Consider the following 26,079-nt stretch of genomic DNA (forward strand, 5'->3'; position numbering starts at 1 on the left):
GCTAAATCATCGTGAATTACACGCTATTACATGTGAATCATGAATGCCGAAACAACGCATTTTGAACAAATTAAAAACGAAAATAATTGAAATGATTTACAATTATCCGATAAATATAAGAAAGTTATTAATTATTCATTGTAATGTTAACACGCTAATGCACACGTGTGCATTAGCGTGTTCAACACAAGAAATGACTAATCCACCTGCAATTTTAACCTAATTTAAGATGAATCCAAGGCCGTTATTTCTTGAATGTTATCGCAATTGTAGTATATTTGCCAGTAATTTGAGATGACTATGTCCTTTTGTGATCAAAACGGGTAAAATATATGAGCAGTTCCATTGCCAGGAGAAAATTACGGAGTTCTTATGCCACTACCATCATCAGTATTTCACTGGTTTTGTTTTTACTTGGCATCATCGGGTTTCTGTTTCTCAACGCCAACAGGCTATCTACCTACATCAAGGAAAATCTTGGTTTTACCATCTTAATTAATGACAATGCCCGCGAAGCCGAAGTTGTAAGACTTCAGACCATTTTAAATGCAGCCCCTTATGTAAGGATTGCAGAATATATTAATAAGGATCAGGCGGCGGACGCACTGAAGGAAGAGTTGGGAGAAGATTTTGTTGAGTTTTTGGGATATAATCCTCTTTTGGCATCCATTGAAGTAAAACTTGCAGCTCAATGGGCCAACCCCGACAGCATGGCTCGCATTGAAGCCCAAATCATGAGCTTTCCACAGGTAAAAGAAGTTTATTATCAAAAAAACCTGCTGGATGCCATCAACGAGAACATACGAAAAATTACGCTGGTGCTTGGGGTTTTCAGTCTTTTACTTCTTGTCATCAGCATTGCATTGATCAACAACACCATCAGGCTATCAGTCTACTCTAAGCGATTTTTAATAAAAACCATGCAACTGGTAGGCGCCACCAAAGGATTTATCCGACGGCCTTTTCTATGGAAAAGCCTTCTTCATGGTCTGGCAGGAGCAACGGTGGCCATTGTTCTGTTATCACTCATGATATACGGCTTAAGCAACGAACTGGACGGAGTCATTGGATTCTCCAACATCATATTAATTGGATTACTGTTTTTAATTGTCATCTTATTAGGGCTGATGATCACATTCGTCTCAACATTTTTTGCTGTAAATAAATACCTGAGACTAAAAACCGATCAACTCTATTACTGATAAAAACCGGAAGACATGTCGAAAAAAGAGAGTTATAAAAAAGAAAAAACAGCCGGCAAGCTTGAGATGCCATTGGATAAAGAGAACTACAAACTTTTGGCCATTGCGTTTGGCCTCGTTGTTCTTGGTTTTATAATAATGACCGGTGGTGGGAGCGACGATCCAAATGTTTTTAGTGACAAAATATTTGACTTCAGAAGAGTTACTTTAGGTCCGATGACGGCATTGGCAGGCTTTGTTTTTGCCATATATGCCATCATGAAAAAGCCTGAAGTGGATAAAAAAAAGAAGAAATAATATCTGCACAGTTTTAAATGAACACGTAGGTGTTCATTTAATTGTTCTATAATCAAAAAATCGCAAAGCACTCATTTTATGAATTGGATTGAAGCGCTCATCCTCGGACTCATTCAGGGTTTAACAGAATTTTTGCCGGTAAGCAGCAGCGGTCATTTAGAATTAGGAAAGCAACTTCTTGGGGTTGAAACTACCGAAAATCTCTATTTCACAGTTCTGGTTCATGGCGCCACCGTACTTAGTACGCTTGTAGTGTTCAGACAAGATATTGCCAATCTTATAATAGGACTGTTCCGGTTTAAATGGAATGATGAAACCCGGTACATTTCAAAAATCGCTGTATCCATGATTCCCATAGCCATTGTCGGCTTGTTTTTCAAGGATCAGGTAGAAGCAGTTTTTGATGCACCGAACATATTGTTGATAGTAGGGTTAATGCTATTGGTAACAGCTTCACTTCTGGCCTTTGCCTATTATAAAAAATCAGGAAACCGGGACATTTCCTACCGCGATGCATTTATTATCGGTATAGCTCAAACAGTAGCCGTTATGCCCGGGATTTCCCGTTCAGGAGCCACCATTGCCACCGGGTTGTTACTGGGTAACAAGAGGAGCGAAATGGCGCGTTTCTCATTTTTGATGGTTCTGGTTCCAATTCTTGGGGAGAATTTCCTGAGTGTTCTCAGTTCGTTAAAAGAGACTCCGGCCGGCGATCCTTCTTTACAGGGACTTGGTTTTGGAGTGCTGTTAATAGGATTTGTGGCGGCCTTTCTGGCCGGGCTATTTGCCTGTAAATGGATGATTAACATTGTAAAAAAAGGTAAGCTGATATATTTTGCCATCTATTGTGCCATCGTTGCCGCAATAGCCATTACAGGCAGTTTATTGTAGAAGAGATTAGTGAATGGAAAACATCAGGGTCTTCAATCCCGAAGAGAGCTATAGCGCCGAAGATTTTAAAGACGGAATCGTATTACTTATCGACAAACCACTGACATGGTCATCCTTTGATGTGGTCAATAAAATACGGATTCTTTTCCGAATCCATCTTGGTATCAGAAAAATCAAGGTGGGACATGCAGGAACCCTGGATCCACTGGCAACAGGTCTGTTGATTTTATGCACCGGGAAAGCAACCAAGCAAATCCCGCTATTTACCGGAATGGATAAAGAGTACGTTGCGCATGTTAAATTTGGAGCCACAAGACCATCGTACGATCTGGAAACAGAAATTGATGAAGAGCATGATTGCAGTCACGTTAGCGAGGCACAAATAAAAGAGGTTTTGAAGGATTTTCTGGGGAAACAGTTGCAAACACCCCCTCTTTTTTCAGCCATAAAAGTTAACGGACAACGAGCTTATGAGCATGCCCGCAAAGGTAAAGATGTAGTCATGTCGCAGCGCGAAATAGAAATTCATGAAGCCGAGCTGATAAGTTTTAATGAGTCGGAAGCGGTTATAAGAATTTTATGTTCCAAAGGAACATACATACGGTCATTCGCGCATGATTTAGGCAAATCACTTAATACAGGTGCATACCTGTCGGGACTGGTACGAACTGCCAGCGGTTCATTCAGAAACGAAAAGGCCATAAGTCCGCAGGAATTTGAAGAAAAACTGAAAACAATTTCATCGGTTTAATCGTATAAAAGAAGTTTAGGTAAGCGGAGTTTTTTTCTTTGCACCTAAAAATATTTACAGGAGGATGTTCCTCTTTACCGTTTTAAAAAAAAGCAGGTAAACAAACATCATTATTATTCATCATTTTATTATGAGCTGAAGAGCTCATAAATGTTTCATTTAACGATATTGTTGTAATGAAGTTATCAAAATTTAAGTACAAGCTACCGGAAGAACTCATTGCTCTTCATCCTACACATAACAGGGATGAGTCCCGTTTGATGGTAGTCCACCGGGCAACCGGAAAAATTGAACACAAAGTTTTCAAAGAGATCATCAACTACTTTGTAACCGATGATGTTTTTGTATTTAACGATACCAAGGTATTTCCTGCCAGGCTTTATGGAAATAAAGAAAAAACCGGTGCCGAAATTGAGGTTTTTCTTCTAAGGGAGCTCAACGCAGAGCAGCGGCTATGGGATGTATTGGTAGACCCTGCAAGAAAAATCAGAATTGGCAACAAACTCTATTTTGGAGATGATGATGCCTTGGTGGCCGAGGTAATCGATAACACCACCTCACGGGGACGTACACTGCGTTTTCTGTACGACGGTTCCCACGAAGATTTTAAGAAAACCCTTTACAGCCTGGGAGAAACGCCACTTCCAAAATTCATAAAAAGAGAAGTTGAGCCGGAGGACAGCGAGCGTTATCAAACCATTTTTGCCCGCAACGAAGGAGCTGTTGCGGCCCCTACCGCAGGATTGCATTTCAGCAGGGAGTTGCTCAAACGACTGGAGATTAAAGGCACTCATTTTTCATATATTACCTTGCATGTTGGACTTGGAAACTTCCGAACAGTTGATGTGGAGGATTTGACCAAACACAAAATGGACTCCGAACAGATTCAAATAACTGATGAAGCAGCACAAATCATAAACGACGGTAAAGACCGGAAAAACAGAATCTGCGCCGTAGGAACCACGGTAATGCGAACGCTGGAAACCTCAGTGAGTACCTTTGGTCACGTTAAGCCTTTTGAAGGCTGGACAAACAAGTTCATCTTTCCGGCTTATGACTTTCAGGTGGCAAATTGCATGGTATCCAACTTTCATTTGCCATACTCTACCCTATTAATGATGGTAGCAGCATTTGGCGGATACGATTTGGTGATGAAAGCCTATAAAACAGCCGTTAAGGAGAAATACCGATTTGGAACATATGGCGATGCCATGCTGATTATTTAATCAACATGCAACAAACATAACCAGATGATAACAATTAATAAAAAAGAGAATCGTACGTTTACGATTCTCTTTTTTATTTTTAAGGGTTCAAAGCATGATTCCGTAAGAAAAAAGTATTAAATTTCACCATTAAATAGGATTTTGCTCCTAATTAATAGCAGATAAACCAAACAACCTGTTATGATAAAGATTCTGGTACCGGTAAATTTCTCCGAATACTCGCTTAACGCGTTGACATTTGCATTAACACTGGCTGAAAAATTTCCGGCGGGTGTTTTTATTCTGCACTGTTTTTCCGAATACGTATCGTTGGAAGAAGAGCCTTTGGTTGAAAAGGAGACGCCTGAGTTTTATGATGCCAAGACTTCCATAGAGAAGAAGGATCACGAAACAAGAGAAAAGCTTAAAGAACTGACAGGAAACATCGTGAACTCCATGAGTTCACTTCAAAACAAAAACATTCAGCTGGAATACCGGTTCGAATATGGTTATCCTGAAGATGTGATTCCACGCATCAGTAATAAGGAGTCCTTTGATGTCATCATCATGGGAACCAAAAGCAAAGGAGAAACCATAAAAGAGACACTTGGAAGTGTCACAAGTGATGTTGTACAAAAAGTCACCGCACCGGTTCTGGCGGTTCCGTCCCACTCTACCATTGATCTGACCCAACTGGGAAAAGTCCTGTTTTTAATTGAACTCAATGACAGGGATTACATATCCCTACACCGGTTAATCAGGTTAATCTCGCCGTTTCACACCGAGATCAGTGCCGTTTACCACTCTACAGGAAAAGCAGATAAGAATGTGATACGAAAAATGGAACAATTGCGAACTTATTGCGACTCCACATATCGCAATTACAACATCAATTTTGATATCATAACCGGTAAAAATTATTTAAAGACACTTGAAGAGTACATCACCGAAAACCCAACCCATCTGATTGCCATGACCCGCCGCAAACGAACACTTTTACGAAAAGTGTTCAGCCCATCGGTAACCAGAAAAATGTTATTTAATACAGATATACCATTACTGATTTTTCATTCGTAGAAATCTAAAAAAACAGGGCAGATTGAAAACAACATCAACTGCTAAATGGTTTAACAATATATAGCCCTGACTGTAAAAAAATTAAAAACCAATGAGTATGCGCAGTAAGAAAATGAGGGTAGGCATATTGTCTGCCGGTGGAGACTGCCCCGGCATAAATGCAGCCATACGTGGGGTTGGTAAAACAGCCATTGTTGAGTATGGTATGGACGTTGTGGGCATAATCAATGGATTCAGCGGTTTGGTGGAAAAACAAACCATATCGTTGAGCGAATCACAGCTCTCCGGAATTTTGACCTTAGGAGGAACAATTCTCGGGACATCAAGGTTAAAGCCTTTTAAAGTTAACGAAGGAGAAGATCCGACAGTGATACCATCGCTGATTAAGAAACATTACGAAGAGCTCAACCTTGAAGCTCTGGTTTGTATTGGAGGAAACGGAACCCAGAAAACCGCTGATCTCCTTGCCAAAGAAGGACTTAACATCATTGGTGTTCCAAAAACCATTGACAATGACATTTGGGGCACCGATCTCACCTTTGGTTTTGATACCGCTGTTCACATTGCCACCGAAGCCATCGACAGACTCCACACCACAGCCAATTCACATAAACGGGTTATGGTAATTGAGGTCATGGGGCATCACGCCGGTTGGATTGCCTTATATTCCGGAATTGCAGGTGGTGGAGACGTTATTTTACTACCTGAAATTCCCTATGACATGGAACTGGTGGCTAAGTGCCTGCTTGAGCGCAGCCATAAAAAGAAACCATATTCCATTGTAGTAGTGGGAGAAGGGATTTTTAAAGAGGGAAAGAAAAAATCGGCTGGAGCCTATATGGCAAAGCAGATAAAAAGAGCCACCGGTCTGGAAACAAGAGAAACCATTCTGGGATACATTCAACGCGGAGGAACACCAACTGCTACCGACAGAATATTGGCCACCAGATTTGGAACCTATGCCGCCCAAATGGTTCACAATCGGGAATTTGGCAAAATGGTGGCCTTGAGAAACGGCCTTGTAACAAGCGTTCCCCTCTCGGAAGTGGGTGGAAAAACACGTTTAATTGAACCGGATCACAGTCTGATAGCAAAAGGTCGGAGTATGGGTGTGTGTTTTGGCGACTGTACAAAAAGAAAGATATAAAAATGCAAAAAGAAGAGATCATAAAATTAAACGAAGAATTAAACTCAGCTACACCTCAGGAAATTTTAGGGCGCATATTAAGCCTTTTTGGGGACAAGGTGGCACTTTCATCCAGCCTTGGAGCCGAAGACCAGGTATTGACTGATATGCTTCTTAAAATTGATGCAAATGCGTGTGTTTTCACGCTCGATACAGGTCGCCTGTTCCCTGAAACATACGATCTTATTGACCGTACCTCCAGAAAGTATAAAACTAAAATTGAAATTTTCTTCCCTGATAAGGATAAAGTTCAGGAGATGGTCAACAGTAAAGGGATCAATCTCTTTTATGAAAGTATAGAAAACCGGAAGTTTTGCTGCCATTTAAGGAAAATTGAACCCTTGCAAAGAGCTTTCGCCGGCCTTGATGCATGGATTTGCGGTTTGCGTGCCGGACAGGCTGTAACCCGAAGCGGTATCAACGTTGTAGAATGGGATGAAAATAATAACCTGGTTAAAGTAAATCCGCTTGCGCACTGGAGCGAAGAACAGGTTTGGGACTATATACATACCAATAAAGTTCCCTATAATACTTTACATGATAAAGGTTTCCCCTCAATTGGTTGCCAGCCGTGTACCCGCGCCATTGAACCCGGCGAAGATGTGCGTGCAGGACGCTGGTGGTGGGAAAATCCCGACACAAAGGAGTGTGGACTTCATAAAAGGTAAAACCCTATTTAACCTCCTCAAAGTCTACATATTCGCCGGAAGAATCATTATTAAACGGCCGCGTTTTTCGCGGCTGTTGCTTTTTCTGGTGAGGCACCTGATCAACTGTCACCTTTCCTTCATTTCGTTTCTTCTGCTTTAAGTACTCCCGGTAGGCTTTTTCCTTTTGCTCCTCCATTTTCCTGATTCTGCTGGTCATGAAAATGGGTAAAAAAATGCGTCCTACAATCTTAAAAACGTAGTATATGATAATCAGAAACAGTAATACTTTAAATAACATCTCTATCCCTCCGGTTTTTCAACTCGTTCATCTTCTTTATAAAATAACTTCAACTTTTTTATCCCGCCTGGCATCCGATACAGACATGAAAAGCTAGTTCAGGCTTAACACTTCTCGATCGTAACCGTTTCTGATATGATAAAGAGCAGCTCTGACTACCTCATCAATCTTATGAGATACAGGATAAAATCCTTCATTATCAAAAACATTCCTCGCTATATACGCATGAAGTTCCACTTCCAAACGTTCAGACGAACGTCTGAACTGTGCCTGATTGAACTGGACTCCCCTGCCACGTGCAAATTCAACCAATCCGCTTAACAAGTCCTGATTCGATAGATGTGCCACTAATGATTCTGCATTTTCGAATCTCTGAAGCTGCAATCTGTTGTTGTCGGTATAATTAAGCGCGTATTGGTATATAATTCCACGGTCATGTAAACGGAAATAGTATTCAGTCAATTGGGTTGTGTCTCTGGGAACAAATACATCTGGCATTACACCCCCGCCACCAAAAATGATTCTGCCTCCACGGGTGAAAAATTCCAATGATTCATCCATTACAATGCTGTCTCGTTCAAAGAACTCACCGTGCTCAAATCTGGCCAGAATGTCCCGATGATAATCTTCCACTCCATTTTCATACGGTTTCTGGATACCGCGACCACTTGGAGTGTAATATCTGGCCACAGTCAATCTAATGGCGCTTCTGTCGGGCAACGGAATTTGCTGCTGAACAAGCCCTTTCCCAAATGAGCGGCGTCCCACAACCAACCCTCTGTCATTATCCTGTATGGCACCCGCCATAATTTCGCTGGCCGATGCGCTGAATTCGTCAATCAAAATGGTAACTCCCACATCCTGGCAGGAGCCGGCTCCGTTGGCATAAATGTTCTGCCTCGGGTTATTCTTACCTTCAGTATATACAATTAAATCGCCCTTTGAAAGAAATTCGTTAATGATGCTGATAGCTACGTCCAGATAACCACCAGAGTTTCCTCTTAAATCAATAATCACGCTTTGGCAGTTGTGTGCTTTTAGTCTTGCCATGGCGGTAAGCATTTCCTGGTAGGTGTTACGTCCAAAACGGCTAATTTTTATATAACCGATGGAATCGGTTATCATGTATGAAACGTCTACGCTATAAATTGGGATCATACCGCGTGTGATTTCAAAATCCAGCAACTCCTCGCGCCCCTGGCGTTTAATTCCCACATTAACCTTGGTTCCCATTTCTCCCCGAAGCAATCGAACAACGTTATCGGTATTCATGCTAACTCCGGCAATTACACTGTCATTAACTGTAATGATTCGATCGCCCGGAATGATGCCCAACTTCTCCGATGGCCCTCCCGAAATCACACTGATTACTAATACTGTATCATTTTGCATACTGAACTGCACTCCAATTCCTCCAAAGTTACCGTCCAACTCTTCATTGGCCGCCTGCAAATCTTCTTTGGGTATATATACCGTATGCGGATCAAGGTTTTTCAAGATCTCAGGAATTACTTTCTCAATGAGCTCAGCCTTATTAATGGTATCAACATACTCTTGCTCAATGAGATTAATTAATGCTTCCAGTTTATTAGACTGCGGATAGATAAACAACCGGTTGCTGCCGGTGGAGGAGGTTGAAGGAGTCCATATCCTGCCAATAAAAAATCCCAGGATTAAAACAAAAGCCAGAACAGCAGGAAGAATTATTTGCTTAAGGTTGTTATTATACTTCATTCCTTAAAATGTTTTTAAAAATTTAATGTCAGGGATGGATATGTACGATGTCCACTCCTGCTCTCTTTAATAATTGAATTCCGTCATCCACCCGATAATTCTCAGAAAAAACAACCCTGACAATACCAGCCTGTATGATCAGCTTGGCACACTCAATACACGGCGAAGATGTAACATATAGAGTTGCTCCCTGGGAGCTGTTACCGCTTCTTGCCACTTTTGTAATGGCATTGGCTTCGGCATGCAATACATATGGTTTGGTTACATTTTTATCGTCTTCACATTCGTTTTCGAAACCCGATGGCGTACCATTATATCCGTCACTGATGATCATTTTCTCTTTTACCAACAATGCGCCCACCTGGCGACGTTTGCAATATGAGTTTTGAGCCCATATGGCCGCCATGGCCAGGTATCTTTTATCAAGAAGCAATTGTTTGGCGTCTGCACCCTTCTCCATCGAGTATAAAGGTTAAAATTTACACAAATAACATACCAACAACAAAAATAACCATTAAAAATGGTAAAGTTAGATAAATCAAGTTACAAATTACCAATTATCTCTTAACTTTGCACCGCTTCAAAAATGCATACGTCCTATGGAACTGTTATCACAACCCTATTTCATCCTTTTTTTAATCATATGTATAGGATTTGTCATCGGCAACATCAAAATTGCCGGTATTTCACTTGATATTTCAGCCATTATTTTCGTGGCTATCTTTTTTGGCCATCACGGGCTGGAAATTCCCCCAATTATAGGCCAGTTGGGTCTTGTCCTGTTTATATATACCATTGGCATGCAGGCGGGACCTGGGTTTTTTGATTCGTTCAGGAAACAGGGAAGAACACTTGTAGTTTTGACCAGTATTGTTATCCTGTCGGCCTCTCTCATTACTTTTATTGCATGGTACTGGACCGGCATTGACATGGCTGTGGCCATTGGACTATTAACAGGAGCCCTTTCGAGTTCTCCAGGTTTAGCAGCTGCAACGGATGCCATTGATTCTCCGCTGGTTTCCATAGGCTACGGTGTAGCCTACCCATTTGGAGTCATCGGGGTGATCTTGTTTATTAAACTTTATCCGAAACTTGTAAAGGCCGATATAAAAGCGGCCGAAGAGGAGTTTGAGAAAGAGAGTCATTTTGAGTTTCCGGAAATAAAGAATCGCATCTTTAGAGTTGAGAATGAGGCGATCATAGACCGAACCATTTCCGATCTTAAAGTTCGGTCCATGACCAATGCGGTCATTTCCCGCATTCAACATGGAGAAGAAACCATGATGCCTTCTCCCGATGTAAAACTACAAAAGGGCGATCTTATAAAAGCTGTTGGAACCGAAGATGCTCTTAAAAAGATAGAGCTGCTGATTGGGCATGCCACCAATGAAGACATCCCCCTGCACAAATCCTATGAAGTACAGTCGGTTTTGGTCACCAACAAAAGCGTTATCAATCAAACTTTAGGTGCATTCAACTTATGGTCAAGCTATCAGGCAACAGTTACCAGGGTTCGCCGAAGCGGCATTGATATAACACCTTCCCCATCGCTGCGTTTGCAAATGGGAGATAAATTGATGGTTGCCAGCAGCCATGATAACATGCAACAGGTTTTCCGAATTTTCGGAAACAATGACAAAAAGCTTTCTGATACAGATTTCTTCCCAGTGGCTTTGGGTATCGTTTTAGGAATATTGTTGGGAAATCTGACACTATCATTTGGTAATGGCAATGGCTTCGAGTTTAATCCAGGATTAACCGGAGGCGTTTTAGTTGTGGGCATGATACTTAGCCGCATTGGACGAACAGGCCCAATCATTTGGAGTATGTCAGGAGCAGCCACCCAATTGCTTCGACAATTGGGATTGATGTTCTTTCTGGTAGAAGTAGGCACCAAAGCCGGAGCCAATCTGGAGGAGACTTTCACTGCCTATGGATATAATCTGTTCCTGATAGGTGGTCTCATCACCCTGGTTCCGATGATTCTCGCTGTGATGATTGCAAAATTTTTGAAAAAAATGAATTTTCTTTCGCTTATGGGAACATTAACCGGAGCCATGACCAGTACACCCGGTCTTGCTGCCGTAGCGCCTATGACCGAAACCAATGCGCCAGCAGTGGCCTATGCAACAGTATATCCCGTAGCCATGGTATTGCTTATTATTTGTGTTCAGATACTGGCTGTTTTTGGATAGTAATATATCCCCAATTATTTATAAATTTGCATTAGAACTTTTGTAAAAGTTCAAATGCAAATTTTTTTTTACTACTTTACCATGCAAAACACTCCCTGGCTTCAATATTTTACTTTCAAACGAAGAAAAGGAATGAATTTTGTCGTATTGATTGTCTGTTATTTTATCAAAAACATCATAAAATGAACAAAAAGCGAGGATTAACAAAAAGAGGATGGTTCATAACCATTCTTTTAAGTGTAATTATTTCTGTTGGATTTATTGCTGCCAACACCGATCGTAGAAATTTTGAAATTGTCAAAAATCTTGATATCTTCTATACACTCTTCAGAGAACTGAATAGTTTTTATGTAGATGAGATTAATCCGGATGATTTAATTAAAACCTCCATTGACGGAATGCTTGAATCTCTGGATCCTTACACCACTTTTATTCCCGAGTCGGAGATGGATGATTTTCGTTTTATGACGACTGGTGAATACGCGGGCATTGGTGCATTGATTACCCGGCGTGGAAATTTTGTTGTTGTATCCGAACCCTACGAAGGATTTCCAGCTCAGGAAGCAGGTTTGCGTGCCGGTGACCGAATTCTGAAAATCGATGGCGATGATATGAAAGGCAAACAAACTTCAGATGTAAGTGACAGGCTCAAAGGGCCTGCAGGCACTGAGGTCATCGTATTGGTAGAACGGCCCGGTAAAAGCAGTCCAATCACCATTACCATTACCAGACGATCCATTCAGATTAATCCCGTACCGTATTACGGTATGCTGGATGATAAAACGGGAATTATCATTCTAAATAATTTTACCCAGAATTGTAGCCAGGAGGTTGAAAAAGCGCTTAAAGAGTTAAAGAAAAACGAGAATATGAGCCGGCTCATTCTGGATCTGAGGGGAAATCCCGGAGGATTGATGGATGAAGCAGTAAAAATCGCCAATCTCTTTCTTCCCCGTGGAAGCGAAGTTGTGAGCACCAAAGGAAGAGTGAGTCAATGGGATAAAACATATCGTGCGCCGCGTCAGCCAATTGATACAGTAATGCCACTTGCAGTATTGATCAATCGGGGTTCGGCATCTGCATCAGAGATTGTTGCCGGAGCACTTCAGGATCATGACCGCGCATTGGTCATTGGTCAGCGCTCTTTTGGAAAAGGATTGGTGCAAACCACACGCAGCCTGGCCTACAATAGCAGTCTTAAAGTGACTACCGCCCGATACTATATTCCAAGCGGCAGATCCATCCAAGCAGTTGATTATGCCAACAGAAATGAAGATGGCAGCGTAGGGTTTATTCCGGACTCATTAATGAGAGAGTTCTCCACAAGCGGAGGACGCACCGTATTTGACGGAGGAGGTATTTCCCCGGATGTAATCGTAGAAAGAGATCGTTTTTCAAGCATTTCAATGGCTTTAATTGGACAACAAACCGTGTTTGATTACGCCACCCTGTTTGCTGTTAAAACACCATCTATTGAAAAACCAGGGGTTTTTCAAATCAGTGATGATATTTACGCTGACTTTATATCCTACGTAACAGGTTTGGAAGATTTCAGATATGAGTCGCAATCTCAGAACCAATTCAGAAAGCTAAAAGAAACAGCCGAAAGAGAAGGGTATTTTGATGTAAACAAAGAGCTTTTTAGTGCGATGGAAGAGAATCTGCGTCCTGATGTGGCCAGAGATCTGGGGACTTTCCGCGAAGAAGTTGAGGAATTTCTGGCCATGGAACTTCTGCGTCGTTTCTATTACCAGAGAGGCGCCATCATTCACAACCTGAAAACCGACAATGAGGTTGCCAAAGCCAGAGAAATTTTATCAAACCCAGCAAAATACAACGATATGCTGAACGGAACCATTTTAACCCATGCCGGGGATAAAAGAGGTGCGAGAAACTAGAAAAGCTAATTTTAGATTTACTGAAATAATAATTGATAAAGATGTTGCGTTAAAACGTAACATCTTTTTTGTTTAAATCAATAGATCATTAGATTAATCCACAGAAGGGTTAAAATTTAAACTTAAGAAAGTACCTTACTAATTGTTTGGTAAACAACACAGCCATTCGATTTAGAACTGCTATCTCTCAAGAAATCATAAGAGCTTAAGTTATATTAGCATTAAATACTAATAAAAACACTGAACTGCAATTTTAACTGCTAATGATGTGATGAAATCTGCTAAAGATTCACTATTTTTAAAAGGAAAATAATATTGGCTCATTCAAGCCAATTATAATTTGCAGATGAACACCCTTTAACCAATGATTAAAACTCAAAACAAAGAAAAAGAAGTAGCATCCAAAACCATTGTTGGTGGGGGGTTGGCAACCATTATTTTTTTGGCTTTATTCTTTGGCTTTAATCTTTCTATAATTTCCTCCGCCATATTAAGTACATTTTCCTTTTTTATTGGTTACCATCTGGCCTCAAACAAAGAGTTCAAAAATGCGACAAAGTCTTTTAAAGCCAGAACGAACTATCAAAGTTCTGTTTTAAATAAGGCTTTCAGGAAGATTCAGATTGTTGAAGAAAAAGTTGTAGATATTGATGATCTTGAAATAAGGTCTACCATAAACAGCTTGGTGACCATTGGCTATAAAATAATTGATAACATCCGAAATCAGCCAGAAACCTTTCAGGCAGCAAAGATCTTCTTTAATTATTACCTGGATGCCACTATAAAGATTCTGGATAAATATATCTCTCTTCAAAACGAAACATTGTATATTTCATCTGTAAGTGATTCTTTAATTAAAACCAAAGAACTCATTAACATCATGGATACTGCGTATAAAAAACAACTGGAAAAACTTTATGATAAAGACATTCTTGAATTGGACATTGAATTAAAAGTTCTTGCAAACACAATCAAAATGGAGGGAATAAAATGACAAGCAATAATCCTGTACCTGCAAAAGACATGCAATTAATAAAACTCGAGAACCTGAAACCTCAGGAACTTGAAAAAGCAACTCAAATAGCATCAACTGTTGATATAAAAGACTCGCAGTCTGTTATTCAATACGGAATTGGTGCTCAAAACAAGATTTCAGACTTCTCGGATACCATTCTGTCCAGTGTGAAGACGAAAGATGCCGGTGATATTGGAAACACACTCTCTGAGCTTGGATTAAAAGTTAAAAGCCTGAAAATAGAGAAAATAGGGACAAGCAACCCGTTAGCGAAAATACCGCTTATCGGTAATTTTGTCAATTCCATTAAAAGGTTTATAAGCAGATACGAGAAAATAAGCACCCATATTGAAAGAATTTCCAACGAGCTGGACACAGCTCGCATGCAGCTAATTAAAGACATCACAATGCTTGATGCCCTTTATGAAAAGAATCTGGAATACCTTTTGGATTTAGATCTTTACATTGCAGCTGGCCAAATCAAATTACAACAAGTATACGAAAACGAATTACCAGCAATGGAGCTCGCGATAAAAGAATCAAATGACCCTGCTGATGCACAACGTTTTCAGGATTTTAAACAGATGATACACCGGTTTGAAAAGAAACTACATGACCTGAAGCTCAGTCGTACCATTTCTATTCAGACTGCCCCTCAAATCAGATTGATACAGAATAATGATCAACTATTGGTTGAGAAAATTCAGAGCAGCATATTAAATACCATTCCATTATGGAAAAATCAGGTAGTTATTGCATTGAGCATATTCCGTCAACAGAGCGCCCTTGAACTTCAAAAAACCATTACACAAACAACCAACGAATTGATCTCCAAAAATTCAGAAATGCTCAAAAATAGTTCCATTGAAACTGCACGTGAAAACGAGAGAGGTATTGTGGAAATTGAAACATTGAAAAAGGTTAATGATGACCTCATTTCTACCATAGAAGAGACCATTGCCATTCAAAAAGAAGGAAAAACCAAACGCATACAGGCAGAACAGGAACTCGTAAAAATTGAACACGAGCTGAAATCAAAACTTAAGGCTATTAAGAGCCAGTCATGAGAAACTCATGGCTGAAAAAATTCAAAATAAACATTCTATCTTCTTAGTTAGATTTGAGGATGTTCTTCTGATTACGTATTGTAAAAAGGGAGTCATAAGCAGGTTTGTCATCACTCAAAATTAATTATAAATCTAATTATTAATTAGAGACAGATTTTATCTTATTTGTTACTTTAGGTTATATTATGGATCAACTTATTTACTTATATATTACAGCCGGAGTATTTGGTGCCGGAGTCATTCTTGTTGATTTTTTCACAAACGCCATTTCATCCTTTCAATCAGGAGAAGATGATGGAAGCTCCTCTGATAATGAAAGCAGCTATGATAATGATTCTGAGGGCTCCGACACGCTTGCGGATACTTTGGATGACATGCCTTCCCATCCTTCGGGAAAAAACGGGGAAAAAGGCTCCATAATAATAGATTATAAAAAACGACACTCAGGTGTCGTTCTTGAATTTATACGTTTGCTAAGAACGTTGGTCTATTTTTGTGCAGGATTTGGTTTAACTGGTACCTTTGCCATTCTTACCGGAGAATCTATAGTTTCAAGTTTATTATGGAGTGTTTCAGTGGGTTTTATAACCGTTTTTCTATTCAAATTATTTAAGCGAATTCAACAAAGGAAACTTGATTCCAGCTTTTCAGATCATGAGCTTATAAATTTAAAAGGTGAAGCATTATTGCCCATCGAAGGAAGTTCGATGGGTAAAGTTCGGATTTTCTTTGGATCTCTCACGTTGGAACGATATGCCAGAACCATACCAGGCGAAGCCTCCATCAAAAAAGGAGACCCAATTCTCATTTGCAAATCGGAGCATGATGTGGTTTATGTAAAGAGAATAGAAGAATTAAACTAGGCCGAACCCCAATGCACAAATTAGGATTCATCTATGCTACAGACAGATTGAAATATCATCATTCTTTAAACAGATATTTTGTTCTTGTTGCATTGGGATAAGGGTTTAATCATTCACTATTTAATCTTTATAAATTTATTTTTTAAAATTATATACTATTTACTTAATTTTTTACTCTAACTTAAAATTACAATTATGGAAGAATTATTTGACCCTGCCAAAGGAGGAATTTTAGAAGGCATTATCGCCGTTGTAAGCTTTTTTATTTTACTGGCCATATTAAAAGCATTTATAAAAGTTGCTCCCCCCGACAAACTGCTGGTTATAACCGGACGTAAAAGAAAAGATAATGGAAAAACATTTGGCTTCAGTGTTGAAAGGGGCCGAAGCACAGTGATTCCCTATTTTCAAAGTGCACAGTACCTTGATTTACGTGTATTACCTATTAATGTACAGGTTGACGGTGTAAACTCTGCAAACGGGATTACCGTTGGAGCAGATGCCACCGCATGTGTATGTATTGATGATGAAAAAGATTCAATGCTCTATTCGGCAGTTGAACGCCTGATGGGAAAAGATGTGAATCAACTTCAGGAACAAGTCAGACAAACATTAATAGGGAATTTCAGAGGTGCTCTGAACAAAGCAACTCCGCTGGAAGCAATAGGCATGCAGGAGAGCCATCAGGACGAATCCAGCCCGGATCAAAAGAAAAACGAAGGAGAAAGGGCTCAATTTCGAAATGCTCTGCTTGTGGACATCAATAGTGATCTTTCCAGTTTTGGAATGAAAGTAGTATCGGTTTCACTACAAAAGATTTGGGACAGTTCGAATTACATTGGAAATCTGGCCCAAAAAACACTAGCTGAAAAAAGGCAAGATGTGGAAATTGAAGAAGCTCGTCTTCGTGCCATCGCTGAAAAATCAGAATCAGATGCAAAACGTCGCATAGAAATTGCAAAATCCAAAGCCAATGAACAAATTATAACTGCCAGAGAGAAGGTTGAGCTTTATAAAAAAGAGAGCGAAGCCAGCATTATAAAGGCTGAGGTTGAAGCCAATAATAACATTGAAGCCGCTCGCAACAAAGGTCTGAAAAGGATTGAAGAGCTTAACACGGATCTGAAAAAGTTAAAAAACCAAACCGAAATACTTATTAAAGAAGAGGCCAATAACGAAGCAGCAACAATTCTCAGCCAAGGTGAAAAAGAGTCTGTGAAAATCATTGAAAGTGCGAAAAACAGAATCCTGAGCCAAAAGATTGAGATCATTTCTAAGTCCAAAGACACTGGCTGTTCTGTACTATTCCTGCAACAACAACTACCGCATCTGTTTGAATCATTTAAAAAACACAGCGGCAATTTCTCAGTAGATTCATATATCCTGATGGACAATGAAAAAGGATTTAGCGGTGCAGTAAACCGTGGACCAGAAGCTTTTACCGGATTTCTGGGAGAATTTGAAAAAGTTACAGGCTTATCAATTAAAAGTTTTTTTGCAACAAAAAATATGGAGGTACAACAATGATAGTATTTGTAAGTGTATTACTCGGCTTAATTATAGTAACGCTACTGGTGCAGGTAGTATCAAATATGCGTATAGTTGGGGGTAACGAACTTGGTATCATATCCGGAGTTTCAGGGAAAAAAGGTTTTCAAATGATCAGCGGAGGTCGCATGTTTATAATCCCTTTGATTCATAAATTTGCCAAGATGGATCTTACACCGCACACCATTGAGGTGGTAGTCGATTCAGCCATTGCAGAAGGAGTTGTTCCTTTAAATGTTAAGGCAACAGTTAGTTTCGCCATTGCATCCAATCAGGCAGGAAGAGGTTTGGCAGCAACCAGAATTCTGCATCTGATCAACCGTGAAGATGAACTTAAACAAGTAGCAAGCAATATTATTGAGGGTCACTTGAGAGATTCAATTGCAACTATGACCCCTGTGCAAGTTATGCAGGATAAAGATACTTTGGTTGCCAAAATGATTAATGTGTGTAAAAACGATCTGGAGAACATTGGTCTGGAAATTACCACCATGAACATTGCCGACGTAGATGATCACCGGTTAAAAGGTGTAGAAGAACCTGACCTTTACATCGCTCTATTGAAGCGCGTTCAAACGGTAAATGCTGAAACAAAGGCACGAAAAGCCATCGCTGAATCCAGAGCAAATGCGGTTGAGCAGGAAGAAGCAAGAAAAGCTGAAGTGGAAGTTTGCAACATTGACAACCTATATGAAGAACTTGTGGCAGAAACCAGAGTGAAAATCATGAAGGAAAAGCAACGTGAAAAAGTTGGGGTTGAAAAAGTTATTCAGGATATAAAAGCCAAGCAAGCTGGTTTGCTATCAGAGATTGAAGCTGAGCGTCAAAAACTGGAAATGCTTCAGCACAAATACAAAGCTGAAATAGTAACCCCGGCCATGGCGGAAAAGGAGAGAATGATATTACAAGCCAAACAAAAAGTAGCCGCTATTATGGGAAAAGCCGAAGGGGAAATTGAAGAACTGAGGGAAACCATAGAGATCATCAAAAAGGACAAGGAAACAGGGAATAAAATCTATCTTATTGAGAACTTTGATAGTCTTATTAAGCCTTTTGCTGAGACTCTTGACTTTTTCCCGGCCAAAAACATCTCAGTTATCACCGGAATTGATGGAAAACAGCAAGGACCTATTTCTGCTATCCATCCAAATGCCATAGATGAAATGAAAAACAATCTCATTGGATATGCAATGGCAGGTGCAATATCTAGTAACCAACTTACTGGTAAACATCCGGAAAACAGTAAGGATGAAGTAACAGACAATGCATAAATGATTTATAGAAATTAAAAAGGAAAGAAAATAATTAACCACAATGTTCACAAAGCCATGCACTAAGTTCGCAAAGGAGCGATAACATAACCATAGTGTTCACTGTGCTTTCTTTGTGTTCTTTGTGGTTAAACTTTCTTTTTAAAAGCCTCTTTTTCATAGTTCTATTGGGATTACTCCACCAAAATCAATCCGGGATGATTCCCAGTTAAACATCTTCCTCCGGAAGATGTAACCACAAAACTGTTTTCAGTCCCCACCATGCCAATGCTTTCGATGCCTTTTTTGGGTTCAACGGCAAAAACAATATTCTCCACAAGAGGTTCGTTAAATCCAGTTGCAATAACCGGCAATTCATCCACCGTTAAGCCAATGCCATGACCCAGAAATTTAACTTGTCGGTTCCCGTAACCCATAAAGTTGTTTAAAAACTCCGGCTTAAGTTCAGACATGATTTTCTCGTAAATCTCTGCAGGAATATTTCCCGGTTTTAGCATCTCGGCGACACGATTTTGAATATCCACGCATTGATTATGAATATCCACTGCAAATTGAGGTAATGGCTTCCTAAACACATAGGTCATTGTTTTATCGGTATGATAACCATTGACCCCAACAGCGGCATCCACAAAAACAAGGTCACCTTGTTTTAGCCGGCGTTGCCGGCTTCCAAGAGATGGCGATGCAGGGCTAAGCCCCAGTTGCCCTCCCGGACCATTAAAATTGGTTGGATACAGGGAGTTGTCGCCAAAAGCAATCTGCCCCACGGCTATTTCCGTATCGAACATATTAAAACGAGCCACTCCCTGGTGACCTTCCTCAATCATCACCTGATACAATTCTCCGGCTAACTCTGCTTCAGTCATTCCCTCACGAAGTAATGCAGGAACACGTTCCTCAAGAATTTTTTGATGTATTTTTCCTGATGCCTCCATATAAGAAAGCTCCCAATCGCTTTTTACAGCTCTTGTCATGGCCATCTGAAAATCCAACGATTGCACTTCCGAAAAAGGGAAGTGTTTTAGAAAACGTTGATACATGGCCAAAGGAACAAACTCGGTTTCAAGATGAACAGTTCCAGATAAGGAATTATAACCAGCTGCCGCATCGCGGTAGCTTTCCATGGCTTTAATATTTTCAAATAAAGATTCATCCAGAGTTCTTTCATAGCTCCTCCTGGCGAACAAGGTGTTTTCGCCATCCCGTTCAATCACCAACATTCCCTCCGGCATTGAACCTGTGAAATAAAGAAGATTGATTTTACTAAAGATAACCGCATATTGCCATTCAGGATGCTGCAAATCCATCATCGATCTGAATCGAAGCATACGTGAGGTGAGTTCACTGACCGGTGTTTTTATGTTCATATCTAACAAATTTTTATATTTACTTATATTTCTGTGCTTTAAAATGTTTTTGATAAAGCGTTTGTTTAATTCCATTTAAAAAAACACAATATAAATAAAAACAGATAGGCAACAAAGCAAAGATGCAAAAGAAATGGTATTTCAAAAATGATTTGATATTTAAGCTATGTTTTATACCTTTAAATATCAATTTTTTAACTCATTCGCTAAAACTAAACCAAAACAATTATGAAAAGTTTATTATTACTTACCTGCGCCGCAATTTGCATATCATTGTTTACCCAATGTGGGTTGCGGGATTCAGCAAAAGAGGTCAAAGAGGCAAGAAATGCTGTGGAAAAAATGGCCGCAGAACTAACAGAAGCGATAGAAACGGCAGAGCAACAGAAGCGTTTGACACCAGATGAAGTGGCCTTAAAAGCCCTTACGGCACTTCAGGAAAACGATTTGGACGCCCTCAAAAAAACGGTTCAACCTACACTTTCACTCTATCTTGATGAAGATTTTCTTGACCACAATAAAAGAAATGTTGAAGAATGGGATGGAGAAATCATCGAAGTCCGTTTCAGGAAAGATGATCGCACCGGCCTTCCACAGGGGGTAGCACATTTCAAAAACATCGATGATGGCCGTATTATGGTTCATATTCTTGATAAAATGGGAGAAAACTGGTATGCCATGGGTGGGGCTTTTTCTTTTGAAGAAATGACCGTGGAGGAGTTTCAGCAACTTGATGTTTCCATGGAGTAGTTAATGCAATTTAAATTTAAACAGGACTCTATTAATGGTTAAAATACTCATCATTATTCCATTAATAATATTGGGATTATTGTCTTGTCATTCAAAACATATAACTCTCGATTACAGCACCCATCACGGAGCATGCTGGAACAGTGACAGCACAAAAATTGCAGTGATTATCTCTTCTACCGCCTTTAGGCGGCCTGAAGGGATTTCCCGCTTTCCCGACGGGGGAAGGGTAAAATATGAGTTCAAAAAAACCGCGCTCTACATTTACTCCCTCCATGAAAACAACCTGCGAGAAATAGACGATTTTTCAGATCTTGTAAGCCTTATTGGCACCAACCGAAGCTCATGGGATGGTAAAATAGATTTTCGAGACAGCATACTGTATTACAAAATAGACCCGGTTCTGGACTGGGACTTTTTAAAACGACTGGCTGCAAAACAAGAAGATAAACTTGGCCAAATCCCCATATTAAAAGAGAAATACGACAAAATTTTCCAATACGAACTGACTTCCGGTGAAACCAACTCCATTGATACAACAGAATTGTTTGGATTATTCTCAGACATCTCGCGCGTAAATCTCACCCAGCTCAATCAAAAATTAAACAATGTGCCGTTATCGCAAATGGGATTGGTTTTGAGCAGCTTTCACAATAAACCTGAAGAACAACTCATTGATGAAACCATTTTTCTTCAAAATAAATCAGCTACTACACGCAAAGCCGTGTTTGAGCAGATTATTTCTGAACTTGATGAAAGAGAGCTTCAGAGCATCCTAAATAGAATGGAACGTTATAAATCGAGATCAACCGGATTAGAAAAAGACAGATATGAAAAGAACTCTAAAGAGCTTTATGAAAATATTAAAGCGTTGCTTTAATATTTCTATTGTTATTATCTGTATTATTGGATTTAATCAAATTCCAATATTTTCTCAGGAAGAAATAACCAGGCCTAATACATTTGTATCCGTATGCACGGATACAATAACGTTATTTGATACTGCATACATCAGTCATGACGAACATTCTCTGGTTTTAAAACCGGATAGTGGTATAATTGAAACCGCCTACAGAGACACGTCATCGGTTCTTCAGCTCATAGAAATATCTCCGGATAACAAATGGGCCATAATTATTTCAATGCCGGCTGAAATTGATGACGGCAGGATGGAGACAACCTATCAGCTCATTGATTTATGTAACCGAAAAATGGTAAATGATGAATTGAAAACAGTGGTAAAAGATTTTGTCCCGGGAAATGATATGTTTTTTTTATCGGAGAGTACTCGTATTTACCTCATATACTATTCATCCTATTTTGATTACTACGGAATAGAACTTATATCTGAGCGCGGGCAAACAGTTCCTTAAAAAAATGCCACATAAAATAACCACTGACCACCAGTTTTAAAACTACCCCTGCAATGATTCCGACAAAAGAGCCGAAAGCTGCTCTGATGGCGCGATTGGAATCATCATGTGCCATCATTTCACCAACAAAGGCCCCCAGAAACGGACCAACCACAATGCCCCATGGTGCAAAGAAAAAGCCAACCACCAGGCCAATGGAAGCTCCCCAAATTCCTTTGCCGGTACCGCCAAAACGTTTTGTTCCCCACACTGGCACCAAATAATCCAGTACGGTAACCATGATGGCTAAAAATGCTGCCATCCATAAAAACCGGGAACTAAAATCTCCCCAACGTGATAATTGCAGCAAAATTAAAGAGAGAAAACTGATTGGCGGGCCGGGTAATACAGGCAAAACACACCCTATCAAACCAACAATCAGCAAAAGCGCACCAACCGCAATTAACAGAATGTCCAAAACCATTAGTGCGCCTCCAGCCAATTTTTACCCTCTCCCATGTCCACAACCAAGGGAACACTCAATTTACAGGCCGATTCCATGGAACTACGAACCAACTGCCTCACTTCCTCAAGTTCTTCTTTGGGCACTTCAAAGTTCAATTCATCATGTACCTGCAAAATCATTTTGGTTTTGTAACCTCCTTTGTTGAGTTCATTCTGAATCTTTACCATGGCCATTTTTATGATGTCGGCTGCCGTACCTTGAATGGGCGCATTGATGGCGTTGCGCTCGGCCATGCCACGCACAACAGCGTTTCGTGAATTAATATCCGGCAGATAACGCTTGCGCCCAAAAATGGTTTCCACGTAACCTTTATCGCGTGCCAGACGGATGCTCTCTTCCATATAGGCCTTTACCCCATCAAAATTCTCAAAATAGCCGTCGATTATCGACTTTGCCTCTCCCCTTGGGATGTTGAGCCTCTCTGACAACCCAAAGGCTGAAATGCCATAAATAATGCCAAAATTGGCGGTTTTGGCTTTTCGACGCATATCGGAGTTGACTTCCTCCTGCGGAACATTAAAAATACGTGCCGCTGTAGCGGCATGAATATCGTCGCCACGATTAAAAGCTTCAAGCATGTGTTCGTCTTTGCTCAAATGCGCCATTAAACGAAGTTCTACCTGTGAGTAGTCGGCACTCAGAAAAACATGGTATTCATCGACTACAGTAAAAGCTTTTCGAATTTCCCGACCTTCATCATCGCGGATGGGGATGTTTTGAAGATTGGGATTGCTGCTGCTCAATCGTCCGGTTACAACCAGCGCCTGATTGTATGAAGTATGCAGTCGTCCGGTTTCTTTAACGACCAATTTAGGTAACGCGTCAACATAGGTGGATAACAATTTTTTAAGTCCACGCTGCTCCAATATTTTTGGAATGATGGGGTGTTTGTCTTTGAGTTTTTGAAGCACCTCTTCATTGGTTGTATATTGTCCGGATTTAGTGCGTCCGGCTTTGGCATCAATTTTAAGCGTATCAAACAACACCTCCCCAACTTGTCGCGGACTGTTTACGTTAAACGACTTTCCGGCAATCTGCATTATTTCACTTTCCAGTGTTTCCAGTCGCTTTTCCAGTTCCTTTCCTGATTTACCCAACTCATCCACATCAATTCTGACACCATTGTATTCCATCTGAACCAACACATTAAGTAGAGGCATTTCAACATCTGTAAAAAAAGATGTTAACTTTTCATCTTTTAATTCTTTTTCCAGTTTTTGCTTAAGCTGAAAAGTTATATCGGCATCCTCTCCTGCATACTCCTTAACCTTTTCCGGTGGGACATCGCGCATGCTTCCCTGTTTCTTTCCCTTTTCACCTATCAGCTCCTCGATGGATACAGGTTTGTATTTCAGATAAATTTCGGCGAGATAATCCATGTTGTGTCGCAAACCGGGTTGTATAAGATGGTGGGCCACCATGGTGTCGAAGAAAGGTGCAGAAACATGAATCCCATAGCGCCTCAACATCAAAGCGTCAAATTTCAGATTTTGGCCAATTTTCAAAATATTGGAATCGGAAAAAACAGGCTTTAATGGTTCCAGCAATTTTTCAGCCTTTTCTGTTTCAACAGGAAGAGGAACGTAATAAGCTTCTCCAGCCTTCCAGGAAAAAGCGATGCCAACCAGATTGCTTTCCCAAACATTGAGGGCTGAGGTTTCTGTATCGAAACAAAACTCCTGCTGCATGGAAAGCTCCATAGCAAGTGATTGAATCGCCATCTCGTTGTCAGCCAGAAAATATTGATGCGTTACATCATCTATTGTTTTAAGTGATTCGGCTGTTGACACTTTCACAGGAATTTCATCATCGCCAAAAAGAGAACCCTGAGCAGGTTGTGTCGGTTTGGCTTTGGTTTCGCCTGATAAACGCTCCCACAATGTTCGAAATTCAAGCTCGTCAAGAATGGTTCTAAGTTTCTCCAAATCCGGTTCACTGCGCTTCAAACTTTCAATTTCAACATCCACGTGAACTTCCGTGTTGATGGTGACCAGTTTCCTGGCCATTTCAACCTGTTCCCGATTATTAGCAAGGTTTTCCTTCTGCTTGCCCGAAAAATCATCGAGATTTTGATATACATTATCGATGGTGTGATATTTTCCGATGATGTCTTTGGAGCGCTTCTCACCTATTCCCGGACAGCCGGGAATATTATCAGCGGCATCTCCCCAAAGAGCCAGCACATCAATCACATTGATGGGTTCAGGAACCCCAAACTTCTCACGCACTTCGTCGGGTCCCCAAAGCTCCACTTCATTGCCTCTGCTTTTGGGCTTGTACATTTTAATATCTTCATTTACAAGCTGTGCAAAATCCTTATCGGGAGTAACCATATAAGTATCGAAACCATTTCCGGTGGCTTTTTTTGCCAAAGTTCCAATTACGTCATCGGCCTCGAATCCTTGTATCTCCAGCAAGGGAATATTTAGTGCTTCAAGAATTCTCTTGATGTAGGGAACTGCACTTTTTATATCTTCCGGAGTCGCTTCACGGTTGGCTTTGTATTCGCTGTACATTTCGTTTCGAAATGTGGGACCGGGATAATCAATCACCACAGCTAAATGTGTGGGGTTTTGATTTTTAAGAATATCAAGTAAAGTATTGGTAAAACCAAAAGCAGCAGAAGTGTTCAGTCCTTTGGAATTTATACGCGGAGCGCGTATAAATGCGTAATAAGCTCTGAATATAAGTGCGTAAGCATCTAATAAAAACAGTGTTTTCTTTGTATCTGACATGGATTTATCTTTTTATAAAAAGATAAATTTAGAAATTAGATGGCACATAAGCGCTCTTCAACTGATAATAATTCAATTCATACATTGAAAAAAGCCTGCCAAGTAAGGTTTTTTAAAACATCAACCACAAAAATCACTAAGGCTTCACTATGCACACAAAAGAACTTTGACCATTGTGCACATAGTGGTTTTCTTAGTGCT

At 40.2% G+C, this 26,079-nt stretch carries 24 protein-coding genes; 18 read left to right on the forward strand and 6 right to left on the reverse strand.

Going from position 1 to position 26,079, the window contains the following annotated elements; all coding sequences use genetic code 11:
• Nucleotides 1-332: 332 nt before the first annotated feature.
• From B5X70_RS05995 to B5X70_RS06030, 8 genes are all read left to right on the forward strand, one after another.
• Entirely contained in the window at nt 333-1,202 is an 870-nt protein-coding gene (locus B5X70_RS05995) for a cell division protein FtsX (RefSeq protein WP_079556994.1), read from the forward strand.
• A gap of 15 nt (nt 1,203-1,217) precedes the next feature.
• Complete coding sequence (locus B5X70_RS06000; RefSeq protein ID WP_079556995.1) at nt 1,218-1,499, forward strand: DUF3098 domain-containing protein; 282 nt, start codon at nt 1,218-1,220, stop codon at nt 1,497-1,499.
• Between the two features lie 78 nt (nt 1,500-1,577).
• Complete coding sequence (locus B5X70_RS06005; protein WP_079556997.1) at nt 1,578-2,390, forward strand: undecaprenyl-diphosphate phosphatase; 813 nt, start codon at nt 1,578-1,580, stop codon at nt 2,388-2,390.
• Between the two features lie 13 nt (nt 2,391-2,403).
• The gene (gene truB / locus B5X70_RS06010) at nt 2,404-3,141 is read left to right on the forward strand and encodes a tRNA pseudouridine(55) synthase TruB (protein WP_079556998.1); all 738 of its coding nucleotides are present in this window, start codon (nt 2,404-2,406) and stop codon (nt 3,139-3,141) included.
• A gap of 176 nt (nt 3,142-3,317) precedes the next feature.
• Entirely contained in the window at nt 3,318-4,367 is a 1,050-nt protein-coding gene (gene queA, locus B5X70_RS06015; protein WP_079556999.1) for a tRNA preQ1(34) S-adenosylmethionine ribosyltransferase-isomerase QueA, read from the forward strand.
• A gap of 180 nt (nt 4,368-4,547) precedes the next feature.
• Complete coding sequence (locus B5X70_RS06020) at nt 4,548-5,423, forward strand: universal stress protein (RefSeq protein ID WP_079557000.1); 876 nt, start codon at nt 4,548-4,550, stop codon at nt 5,421-5,423.
• A 97-nt stretch (nt 5,424-5,520) separates the two neighbouring features.
• Complete coding sequence (locus B5X70_RS06025) at nt 5,521-6,570, forward strand: 6-phosphofructokinase (protein WP_232468430.1); 1,050 nt, start codon at nt 5,521-5,523, stop codon at nt 6,568-6,570.
• A 2-nt stretch (nt 6,571-6,572) separates the two neighbouring features.
• Nucleotides 6,573-7,277 carry a phosphoadenylyl-sulfate reductase gene (locus tag B5X70_RS06030; protein ID WP_079557001.1) on the forward strand — a complete coding sequence of 235 codons (705 nt, stop codon included), beginning with the start codon at nt 6,573-6,575 and terminating at the stop codon, nt 7,275-7,277.
• Nucleotides 7,278-7,281: 4 nt separating this feature from the next.
• On the opposite strand, the gene B5X70_RS06035 is transcribed toward B5X70_RS06030, so the two are convergent.
• The 3 genes from B5X70_RS06035 to B5X70_RS06045 all read right to left on the reverse strand — a co-directional run bounded on the left by B5X70_RS06035 (nt 7,282) and on the right by B5X70_RS06045 (nt 9,751).
• Complete coding sequence (locus B5X70_RS06035) at nt 7,282-7,557, reverse strand: DUF4834 family protein (RefSeq protein WP_079557002.1); 276 nt, start codon at nt 7,555-7,557, stop codon at nt 7,282-7,284.
• 93 nt (nt 7,558-7,650) lie between these two features.
• On the reverse strand, nt 7,651-9,291 hold the full coding sequence (locus B5X70_RS06040) for a S41 family peptidase (protein WP_079557003.1): 1,641 nt from the start codon (nt 9,289-9,291) through the stop codon (nt 7,651-7,653).
• Between the two features lie 28 nt (nt 9,292-9,319).
• The gene (locus tag B5X70_RS06045; protein ID WP_079557004.1) at nt 9,320-9,751 is read right to left on the reverse strand and encodes a deoxycytidylate deaminase; all 432 of its coding nucleotides are present in this window, start codon (nt 9,749-9,751) and stop codon (nt 9,320-9,322) included.
• A 139-nt stretch (nt 9,752-9,890) separates the two neighbouring features.
• On the opposite strand from B5X70_RS06045, the gene B5X70_RS06050 reads away from it, so the two are divergent.
• From B5X70_RS06050 to B5X70_RS06080, 7 genes are all read left to right on the forward strand, one after another.
• Nucleotides 9,891-11,486 (forward strand): aspartate:alanine exchanger family transporter, encoded by a 1,596-nt coding sequence (locus B5X70_RS06050; RefSeq protein WP_079557005.1) that lies wholly within the window; start codon nt 9,891-9,893, stop codon nt 11,484-11,486.
• 182 nt (nt 11,487-11,668) lie between these two features.
• On the forward strand, nt 11,669-13,384 hold the full coding sequence (locus B5X70_RS06055) for a S41 family peptidase (protein WP_079557006.1): 1,716 nt from the start codon (nt 11,669-11,671) through the stop codon (nt 13,382-13,384).
• 364 nt (nt 13,385-13,748) lie between these two features.
• Nucleotides 13,749-14,378 carry a 5-bromo-4-chloroindolyl phosphate hydrolysis family protein gene (locus B5X70_RS06060; RefSeq protein WP_079557007.1) on the forward strand — a complete coding sequence of 210 codons (630 nt, stop codon included), beginning with the start codon at nt 13,749-13,751 and terminating at the stop codon, nt 14,376-14,378.
• Entirely contained in the window at nt 14,375-15,466 is a 1,092-nt protein-coding gene (locus B5X70_RS06065; protein ID WP_088328595.1) for a toxic anion resistance protein, read from the forward strand. The genes B5X70_RS06060 and B5X70_RS06065 overlap by 4 nt, the downstream gene beginning before the upstream one ends.
• Nucleotides 15,467-15,651: 185 nt before the next feature.
• Nucleotides 15,652-16,329 carry a hypothetical protein gene (locus B5X70_RS06070; protein ID WP_079557008.1) on the forward strand — a complete coding sequence of 226 codons (678 nt, stop codon included), beginning with the start codon at nt 15,652-15,654 and terminating at the stop codon, nt 16,327-16,329.
• 195 nt (nt 16,330-16,524) lie between these two features.
• On the forward strand, nt 16,525-17,856 hold the full coding sequence (locus B5X70_RS06075) for an SPFH domain-containing protein (RefSeq protein ID WP_079557009.1): 1,332 nt from the start codon (nt 16,525-16,527) through the stop codon (nt 17,854-17,856).
• Nucleotides 17,853-19,148, forward strand: a complete 1,296-nt coding sequence (locus B5X70_RS06080) for an SPFH domain-containing protein (RefSeq protein WP_079557010.1) — start codon at nt 17,853-17,855, stop codon at nt 19,146-19,148. The genes B5X70_RS06075 and B5X70_RS06080 overlap by 4 nt, the downstream gene beginning before the upstream one ends.
• A 173-nt stretch (nt 19,149-19,321) precedes the next feature.
• On the opposite strand, the gene B5X70_RS06085 is transcribed toward B5X70_RS06080, so the two are convergent.
• Nucleotides 19,322-20,515: a M24 family metallopeptidase gene (locus tag B5X70_RS06085; protein WP_079557011.1), complete on the reverse strand. Its 1,194-nt coding sequence runs from the start codon at nt 20,513-20,515 to the stop codon at nt 19,322-19,324.
• A gap of 228 nt (nt 20,516-20,743) precedes the next feature.
• Between B5X70_RS06085 and B5X70_RS06090 the strand changes: the two genes are divergently transcribed.
• Genes B5X70_RS06090 through B5X70_RS06100 form a run of 3 tightly spaced genes read left to right on the forward strand, consistent with a single transcriptional unit; the run spans nt 20,744 to nt 22,638 of the window.
• On the forward strand, nt 20,744-21,265 hold the full coding sequence (locus tag B5X70_RS06090; RefSeq protein ID WP_079557012.1) for a hypothetical protein: 522 nt from the start codon (nt 20,744-20,746) through the stop codon (nt 21,263-21,265).
• A gap of 34 nt (nt 21,266-21,299) precedes the next feature.
• Entirely contained in the window at nt 21,300-22,145 is an 846-nt protein-coding gene (locus tag B5X70_RS06095; protein WP_079557013.1) for a hypothetical protein, read from the forward strand.
• Nucleotides 22,120-22,638, forward strand: coding sequence for a hypothetical protein (locus B5X70_RS06100; protein ID WP_079557014.1), 519 nt, complete (start codon nt 22,120-22,122; stop codon nt 22,636-22,638). The genes B5X70_RS06095 and B5X70_RS06100 overlap by 26 nt, the downstream gene beginning before the upstream one ends.
• Here the strand turns inward: B5X70_RS06100 and B5X70_RS06105 are convergent.
• Complete coding sequence (locus B5X70_RS06105; RefSeq protein ID WP_232468429.1) at nt 22,607-23,119, reverse strand: DUF456 domain-containing protein; 513 nt, start codon at nt 23,117-23,119, stop codon at nt 22,607-22,609. The two genes, B5X70_RS06100 and B5X70_RS06105, sit on opposite strands and share 32 nt — an antisense overlap.
• Complete coding sequence (gene polA, locus B5X70_RS06110) at nt 23,101-25,878, reverse strand: DNA polymerase I (protein WP_079557015.1); 2,778 nt, start codon at nt 25,876-25,878, stop codon at nt 23,101-23,103. The genes B5X70_RS06105 and polA overlap by 19 nt, the downstream gene beginning before the upstream one ends.
• Nucleotides 25,879-26,079: the final 201 nt, after the last annotated feature.

It is taken from the genome of Alkalitalea saponilacus (genome assembly GCF_900168165.1).
Classification (GTDB): domain Bacteria; phylum Bacteroidota; class Bacteroidia; order Bacteroidales; family Marinilabiliaceae; genus Natronoflexus; species Natronoflexus saponilacus.